The sequence below is a fragment of the Arthrospira sp. PCC 8006 genome (genome assembly GCF_046480465.1).
GTDB classification, from domain to species: Bacteria; Cyanobacteriota; Cyanobacteriia; order Cyanobacteriales; family Microcoleaceae; genus Limnospira; species Limnospira platensis.
This window is the reverse complement of the sequence record NZ_PKGG01000212.1, coordinates 1-9,075: the sequence shown is the minus strand read 5'-3', so window position 1 is coordinate 9,075 and position 9,075 is coordinate 1. Positions and strand designations below refer to the sequence as shown.

The 9,075-nt window shown below is 46.0% G+C and carries 4 protein-coding genes and 2 tRNA genes; 4 read left to right on the top strand and 2 right to left on the bottom strand.

Features of this window, described 5'->3' with window-relative positions; translation table 11 throughout:
- Nucleotides 1-351: 351 nt before the first annotated feature.
- Together B9T16_RS22385 and B9T16_RS22380 are read right to left on the bottom strand one after the other, a co-directional pair.
- A complete protein-coding gene (locus tag B9T16_RS22385; protein WP_081848964.1) occupies nucleotides 352-546 on the bottom strand; it encodes a hypothetical protein in 195 nt (64 codons plus the stop codon).
- A tRNA-Val gene (locus B9T16_RS22380) sits at nucleotides 505-578 on the bottom strand. Before B9T16_RS22380 ends, B9T16_RS22385 begins: the two co-directional genes overlap by 42 nt.
- A 36-nt stretch (nucleotides 579-614) precedes the next feature.
- Here B9T16_RS22380 and B9T16_RS22375 point away from each other — a divergent pair.
- From B9T16_RS22375 to B9T16_RS22360, 4 genes are all read left to right on the top strand, one after another.
- A complete protein-coding gene (locus B9T16_RS22375) occupies nucleotides 615-1,343 on the top strand; it encodes a hypothetical protein (protein ID WP_014276471.1) in 729 nt (242 codons plus the stop codon).
- A gap of 2,775 nt (nucleotides 1,344-4,118) precedes the next feature.
- Nucleotides 4,119-7,739, top strand: coding sequence for a response regulator (locus B9T16_RS22370; RefSeq protein WP_410245811.1), 3,621 nt, complete (start codon nucleotides 4,119-4,121; stop codon nucleotides 7,737-7,739).
- Nucleotides 7,740-7,819: 80 nt separating this feature from the next.
- Nucleotides 7,820-7,890 (top strand) — tRNA-Gly (locus B9T16_RS22365).
- 213 nt (nucleotides 7,891-8,103) lie between these two features.
- The coding region (locus tag B9T16_RS22360; RefSeq protein ID WP_410245810.1) for a recombinase at nucleotides 8,104-9,075 on the top strand (972 nt) is incomplete at its 3' end.

Below are 9,075 nucleotides of genomic sequence, written 5' to 3'. Positions count from 1 at the left end.
CTAGTTCAATTGCATTGATAACTTTTTGTCTAAGGTCGTAACTGTAGGGGGCTGGCATTTTGGGTCTTCKTAGTCATCTCGTCCTCTCCATTATACGTCCTAACTTTGCTGTCTGGTGCTATACATTGATTACTTAGCGGGTTCCCCCCTACGGCTACCTACGGCTATCGTGTTGGCTTTGAAACATACCCTCCCCCCATAACCGGAATAAGCACTATTGGGGAAGTGACCGATGTGATAGCGGTCAAGGGTGAGGTACGAACCGATAGGCTTGCCATTGACGGGTATCACAAGGGAACTACCCTATCACTTGTCGGGTTTAGGGGGTGATATGGGTATTTGACAGATTGATTAAGTGGTGCTTGTTGACTGAGTAATCATCCTATTGACAGAATTATTTTCCTGTGCTAGGACTAGATTGTGAGTAATATCTGAGTAATTAGGTAGGACTATCGAGTTAAGTGAATCACGGTTATTGCAGTTATGATAACGGTCAGTTAATAGTGGACACAACTGGACTCGAACCAGCGACCCCCACGATGTCAACGTGGTACTCTAACCAACTGAGCTATGCGTCCGAACAGTTTATTACATTAACATAACTCACCCGAAAATTGCAACCCCCCAAACGGATCTATTTTTCCCCTCGCGATCGCTGTATGCTTAATGAAGTTGTATCAGCCGCCCATCAGGCGACGGGACACACAGTTCCAAGGGAGGAGATGATGGTTAAGAAAAGTCTAGCCGATATGGTCAAACAGGAAGCAGAAAAGGCGGGTAGTCCCCCCCCAGAATCTGCTGATACTGATCATCAAATTAATACAAGCACATCCCCAAGGGACAATACCTCCTCTAGCCGTCCAACCCCCACCCACGCCGAATTAGAGGCGCAGATGGAGTTAGAAGCTCAAGTAGCCTGGCTTGAATCCCACTTACAGCAGTCCCAGGAAACTGAGCAGACTTTAAAAAAAGAGATTTCTGCCCTTCAATTAACTGTTAAAAACGCTCAAGCCAGCCATAGGCAATTAGCCACTACAATAAATAAACTACAACAAGAATTAGAGGAAAAAAATAAATTAATAGCCCAACTTAAACAGGAGACTGAAGCGGCGGCGGCCTTAAAGGAAAAGCTAGAACAGGCAGAATTAACAGCACTACATCTGTCGGAAACGAATACTAAACTTTTACAACATATCGAACAGTTAAAACTAGAATCATCTACGTCTAAACTAGCACAGAAACCCACGAAGCGATCGCCACCTCATTTAGTGCCTCGTCCCGAACATTCCCTCAGTCAACCGATGAACAATGAAGATTTTTCTCAAAGTACCTGGCTGTTATAATTTATCCATTAGTGCGAGACGTTCAGGTAGGAAATAAGGCTGAGATGCCTGAAATAACTACCTGGTGAAAACTTCAGCCCCCTGACTGAATACAAGAAGCTCGCTTCTGACCATCCCTATAACTTTTTATATGTCCCGACGTTTGGTATAGAAATATATATAACGTGCGAAACGTTTAGGATTCAAATAGGGCTGCAATGGCTGAAATAACCTCCTAGTGGGACTTCCACCCCTTGGTGGAATATAAGGGATTCGCACCCCTGACCATCCCATAACTATCTATGTGTCTCAACATCTGGCTTCGAGAACCAGATAAGGCAGAGAGACTCAAGGTCAAGACTGAGCGAAAAAAAAGAGGGGAGTTGTGTTATGGTCGAAAGAGAAGTCACCTTGCCCAACTCCAATTCCAAACCGTGCTTGCGAGTTTCCCAGCACACGGCTCCTGATGTAGATACCCTATTGTCAGTAGGAACAGGGCTACAACCCCCCGCTTTGTAACCTCAACTTTGGGAGCTAAATACAACACGTAGTCTTTAAACTCGCTTTCGTCATCAAACTCTTACTTGTCGCGGTCTCTATATCCACACCGTGACTAGTGGGCATATCCTAACCATTACAGTTAGGCATTGGCTTTCAGTCACATCCYTTCCCCTTAAAGGCATACGATTACACTTTCACTACTCAACAAGATGTACTTGTCGAGAGCCTAAAAGGGGTTTAAACGTTCCGTTTATATGGGCATTCCATCTGTAGACTTGTCCTTTCCACCGGGGTACTTTTAAAGGTCTGTGTAGGTGTTTTTAGCAATACCTTACTTTTCCCCTTACTCTTTTGAGTGCAGCGTATCAACCTATTTCGCTACTTACTGTTGACGATGGTTCAAGCCGGAACATTCAGATTTCCTTAGTCATGGATGGTTGGCAGTGGTCACATCTGGTAGTAGGTTCTACTTCACGCCTTCCGTTCCCCGCTTCAATCTGACGGGTTGTGAATCCTGAAACTGGGGGTGGCTATCGCCGTTACTCTCAACGTCCTGATTTCTCAGTTTGTTTATGACCTTGAGTTCCCTGCCTTGCTTAGATTTCTCCAAGCGTCGGGATATATAAACAGTTATGAGGATGGTCAGGAATGTGAATCCCTTATATTCCACCAAGGGGTGAAAGTCCCATTAGGAAGTTATTTCAGGCATTGCAGCCTTATTTGATTCCTAAACGTCTCGCACCTTGTTATCTAGATACCCTATTAGTGGTTCACTCTCCAAGCGTTTTGGTATTGCAACCAAGATTCGGGTATGCCCTACCCTATCTACCTTACGGCAAAAATATTTCTACAGCACTACGCTGACTAATTCATTCGCCGAGTTTTCGGTTACTGCCCTGTTTAAAGAGTTTTCGGTAGCTCTTGCTTGTTTATTTTCTCCTCAAAAGTGCTGCGCTATTTCAGCAGAATTTTCACGATGTGAGCGGTATTGCCACCTGGTTATGGTCGAAAGGGAAGTCACCTTCCCCAACTCCACTTCCAAACCGTGCTTGATAGTTTCCCATCACACGGCTCCTGATGTGGATACCCTATTTGTCAGTAGGAATAAGGTTACTACCCCTTGCTTTCGTACTTCAACTTTCAGAGCTATATGCTTGCGTTAGTCTTTCAACTCGCTGCCATTAAACTCCTACTTATCGCGGTCTCTATATCCACACCGTGATTAGTGGGCATATCCTAACCATTACAGTTAGGCATTAGCTTTCAATCACATCCTTTCTCCTTAAAGGCATACGCTTACACTTTTCACTACTCCACGGGTACATCCCGCCACTTGAGAGCCAATGAGCGGTTTTAAACGTTCCATCTGTGTGGGCATTCCATCTTTAGATTTGTCCTGTCCACCGGGGTACTTTAAAGGTCTATGCACAACGAAACGTTGCTTCTGGGTAGCTTGCTTAAACTCCTACTTTTCCCCTTACTCTTTGAGCGCAGCGTGTCAACCTGTTTCGCTGCCCAATAGTTACGATGGTTCAAGCCAGACATTCGGTTTCCCTAATCATGGATGGTTGGCAGTGGTCGAGTGAGAGGTAGGTTCCTCTATTACGCCTTCCGTTCCCCGCTTCAATCTGACGGGTTGTGAATCCTGAAACTGGGGGTGGCTACCGCCGTTACTCTCAACTTCCTGCTTTACTAGATGGGTCACAACTCCATCGTTCTAGTGTTCTGTCTTGACCTTGAGTCTCTCTGCCTTATCTGGGTGTCGAGTCCAGATGTTGGAACACATAGATAGTTATGGGATGGTCAGGGCGCACTCCTTATATTCTACCAAGGAATAGAAGTCCCACTAGGAGGTTATTTCAGGCATTGCAGCCCTATTTCACTCCTAAACGTCTCGCATAACCATTACTATTGTATCACGAAGTCGCCCTGAAGTGCAAGGTTTTAGACCCAGTTTCTTGATAAAGTATGATTAACATGAGGGTGTAACAGTCTGGGGACCGCTGGAACAATATTGCTAAACCTCCCACTAAACTCAGTTGATGAAAAGGCACATAGTCAAACATTCCGTATCGCTCACTTGTAGATGAATATAGCTCCCTCTGGAACTCAGCGGTCTACAATGGTCTACCTAATCGCGAACAACTCTCAAATTAGACGGGCGGGTTGGGTTGGCTTGCTTATGGTGAAGAGTCACCTACGGTGTTGTAATCTACTCCCCTACAGACACATTAGTGCCAGTACTGACCATCGAAGCCCCCGAATTGATGAGCCCTTCCAGCAGGAGATCGGTGCATGAGTTCCCCCAACAGAAAATTGAAGCCCACCATATTAGTGGTTGATGATGAGCCAGATAATTTAGATCTGCTATACCGGACTTTCCATCGGGAATTTAAAGTTCTCAAAGCCGAAAGTGGGCCGGCTGCATTGAAGATCTTAGAAGAGGTGGGGGAAGTAGCAGTAATTATCTCTGATCAACGGATGCCCTATATGAGTGGCACAGAGTTTCTCAGTTTGACCGCGACTCAATATCCCGATTCGATCCGCATTATCCTCACTGGTTATACGGATGTTGAAGACCTGGTAGAGGCAATTAACTCCGGTAAGGTGTTTAAATATGTCACTAAACCTTGGAAATCTGATGAACTCAAGGCGATCGTTCAGCAAGGTTTAGAAACTCATAATGTCCTGAAATCTCGCACAGAGGAACTACGCCTAGCACAAAAACAGGAATCGTTACTTTATGAAGTGACAAGTACCATTCGCGCCTGTCCTAATTCCCAGGAAATGTTGCAGCGCATAGTTGAAACAGTGGGTAAAATGTTTGAGGTGAGCTATTGTCTGCTGCGTTCATTCGGTGTGGGTTCAGACCTGATAGGGCTGGGGGCTGGAGTCAGCCCTACCAAACAGGATATCACTGCTACACAAGGGAAGGAGTGGTTCGCATACTTAGCGGAAGGTCAGAATCATCAAAATTCCACGACAGACAACATCAGCGTTATCAATAATAATGATCTGGAATTGAGATCCCTGGTTTGGGAAACTACGGAAGTAATGATTCTTTCGGAAGGTTTGGGAAATGATATTTCTGACCACGATGGACCAGAATGGCAGCAGCGACGAGACGTTTACCAACGTGCAGATATTCGCTCCAGTTTGATAGTGCCTCTGTATTACCGTCAGGAATTGTTGGCGGTTTTGGCGCTGCACCACACGGGATCGCCCCGTAATTGGCATGAACATGAAGTGCAGTTAGCTGCGGGTGTAGCAGATCAGGCGGCTTTGGCATTGTCTCAGGTGCGCGCATACGAGCAGGTGCGAGAATTGGCTCGTAGGGAAGCGCTGGTTAATACGATTACCAATGCTATTCGGTCTAGTCTTGACCCTCAGAAAATTTTTGCGGCTATCACTGAGCAATTGGGGGAGGCTTTGGAGGTTGATGGCTGTGCTTTGTCTCTCTGGAGTCCGGGAGATGAATATATGCAGTGTGTAGGCCTTTATAATGCGGCGATTAAAGAAACAGTAGTAGAGACTAGACCGGCGGCTTTGTCTGAACCTGATACCAGCACGACGACGAATTTGCCCCTATTGGGGGTAGAAACTAATCAATCCATTGAGTCCGATCAGTCCGATGATTTGCCTCAGTCGGCGGCTCCTATTAGTGGCAACCCGGTGCTTCAGGAATTGATTAGAACTCGCGCTCCGGTGGCGATCGCTGATATCGAACAGCGACCAGACTCGATGGTGATGTTGCCTTTGCGATCGCCTTCTAAGGCTCTATTGGTTGTGCCACTATTGCTCGATGGTGATATTATTGGCAGCATATCCCTACGCCAAAATCACCAAGTTCGCCATTGGCAACCCTCCGAAATTGATATGGTCCTGTTGGTGGCAGCCCAAGCCGCTTTGGCGGTACAGCAGGCTCGTCTATACCAAAAAACACGCCAGCAAGCAGAACGCCTATTAGAAGCCGACCGCCTCAAAACTGAGTTTTTTCAAAATGTCTCCCACGAGTTTCGCACCCCTTTGACTTTGATGATAGGTCCTTTGGAAACGGTGGTTAATCAACAGCAGGATCTGTCATTAGACCAAGCGAAAATTGCTCTGCGTAACTCCAGGCGACTATTGCGCTTGGTTAATCAATTATTGGATTTGCAACGGTTTGATGCGGGACGAATGCAGCCCAGTTTTCGCCCCTGTGACCTGGTGGAGTTTTGTCAGCAAACGGTGGAATCATTTAAGTCTTATTGCGATCGCAAACAAATTAATCTAGTTACCAATTTACAGAGTTGCCCCCAACTTTATCTTGATCTGGAAAGGTTTGATAAAGTCCTTTACAATTTGCTCTCTAATGCCATGAAGTTTACCCCCACCGATGGCACTATTACCGTTAGTCTCCAGCCCGAAGGGAATTATTGCCGTCTTATGGTCAAAGATACCGGGATTGGTATTAAACAAGAACAACTCCCCCATTTATTTGAACGCTTCCGACAAGCTGAAGGTTCAGCCAATCGCTCCTTTGAGGGGAGTGGCTTGGGATTGGCTCTGGTTAAAGAGTTGGTCGAACTCCATCATGGTCGCATTACTGTAGAGTCTGAGTATGGTCAGGGAACTACATTTACCGTCTGGCTACAAATGGGGAATCTTCATCTACCACCCTCGCCTCTCCTTGATGTTCCCGCTGAGTTTGATGCACGTCGAGCAGCCGTAGAATTGGCTGATGTGGAGGTCGATTTACCAGATGTACAAATTGACGACATAAATCTGCCGGAGGTTTTGGTTGCTGACGGTTCGGCTTCCCTCACGGACCACGGACAGTTGGGGTCTAATACTGTCCTGGTGGTGGATGATAACCCCGATTTGCGCCGCTATGTGTCGATGATGTTGCAAAATGCCGGATTTAATGCGGTTTTGGCTAAGAATGGCGCTGATGGTTTTAACAAGGCTCAGACTTATCATCCTGATGTGATTGTTACTGATTTGATGATGCCCCAGGTGTCTGGGTTGGAGTTGATTCGCATGATTCGCTCCTCACCTGAACTTAGGGGAACTCCAATTATTTTGTTGACTGCTAAGGCTGATGAGGATACCCGCATCGAAGGGGTTGAGCGCGGCGCTGATGCCTATGTTTCTAAGCCTTTTAATGACCGGGAGTTGATAGCTGAGGTCAGGAATTTACAGGCCCTCAAGGCAGAGGAACGACGGGTAGCCCATTTGAATAAGTATCTGACTGAATCAGTATTGCGACGGTTTTTGCCGGAGTCTATGGTCAAAAAGGCGGCGGCGGGGGACTTGACTCTGGATTTGCGCCCGGAACCGAGGCTGATTACCATTTTATTTAGTGATATTGTCGGTTTTACTCGGATGTCTAATGYTCTACAGTCTCAGGGGGTGGCGGAATTGCTTAATGAGYATTTGGGAGAAATGACTCGGGCGGTTTTTGAGAATCAGGGGACTGTTGACAAGTTTGTAGGAGATGCGATTATGGCTTTGTATGGAGCCCCGGAGGAGATGAGCCCCTCTGAACAAGTCCGACGCGCGATCGCTACGGCTAGACAAATGTTGGTGGCTCTCGAAAAACTTAACCAGGGTTGGCAGGAACGAGGTTTGGTGGGCCGTAATGAGGTTCCTCCGGTGCGGTTCCGCTGTGGGATTCACCAGGGTATGGCTGTGGTGGGGTTGTTTGGTTCCCAAGAGCGATCGGATTTTACGGCGATCGGTCCTTCGGTTAATATTGCTGCCCGTCTTCAGGAGGCTACTGCCCCCAACAGCATTATGGTATCCGCTATGGTGGCTCAGTATGTCCCCGATGAGGAGATTATTAAGCGCGAATTTCTCGAACTTAAAGGCATTGATGAGCCGGTAATGACTTGTGTGATTAACCCAAAACCTGAATCAGTAAGGGATACAGCTTAATGGCAGATAATTTGGGAAAAAATGCGATCGCACTATTGCAATTTTTATTTTCCTGTGTTAGATTAGTTAAGTGAAAATTTGCGGGCGTAGTTTAGTGGTAAAACCTTAGCCTTCCAAGCTAATGATGGGGGTTCGATTCCCCCCGCCCGCTTTTTTCCTACCATGCCAGGGCTAGGTTATGAGCAATAGCCTATTAACTGACTGCGACTATCGAGTTAAGCAATAAGCTGCGATCGCAGTCAGGATCAGGTTTTTCCCAAAATGCCAGGAGGCGGACTTGAACCTGTTATATAAGCTGTAACCCGCATTCTATCGCGATCCAAGTGTTACTCAGTAGGCATAAAATAACCTAGGTGAGTAACAAATGAGTAACGCTACTAATACCCCTACAGTAGGGGGAAAGGGTAATTATGACGAGAGCTATGCTAGGTTCCTCAAGGCCTATCAGGATTTTAAGGGTGAGTGTCCTAGGGGGGTTAGCCTTAAACTCCAGAAGTCAGGAACTAGGTACAATCTCTTATTGCAGTTTAAGCAACCACCTACCGGGAAACGACTACCCAAAACGGCTAACCTTGAGTGTACTCCAGAAGGGGTGATAGACGGCGTTAAGAAAGCTAAACTGGTATCAGAAGCCTTGGGAACCATTACTAGCGCTAGTGAATTTTGGAACTGGTACGATGCGACTATCTTAGGAAAGAACCAGATTGAGGATAATCTGATAACCTATCGGGACATCTTTAAACAAATTGAGGATGAGTATTTTGCGGGTTACAACCGCAACACAGGAAGGAAACGTTCCCGCGATATCGCTAGCGACTTAGCATCTTACGAGGCTACTAAAGGAGTATATTTCAAGTTGTTTCCTAACTGGGATGAATACCCTAGCTGGGAGAGTTTTAAGGCTATGCTATATATTCCCTTGCAGAATGGAGAACAATTAGTAGGTTCCAAAACATTTAAAGAACGTTACTACATCTTAAAAGCCATAGCTGAGAAATCACCTAACAAAGACCATTTACTCAAACAGCTTGAGCCTATTAACCCCAAACAAACGCAATTCAAAAAGAAACAGCGTATAGGCATTAATGCCTTTAAAGATTGGTGGTATAGCGCTAAACAGGAAGCCTATACCATTAAAAACCCTAATCAGCAATCATCCCGACATAGTTGGTTGTGGGTTGCTGGTATGGCAGTAATGTATGGGTTAAGGCCTACCGAGATAGCTGCGGCCGTTAATCTAACTAAGCCATTTGTAACGGATGATGGTATCACTATCAAAGCACTGTCAGACCCCGATAATCAAGACAATTACTTGGTATTAGGAGATTACACTTAC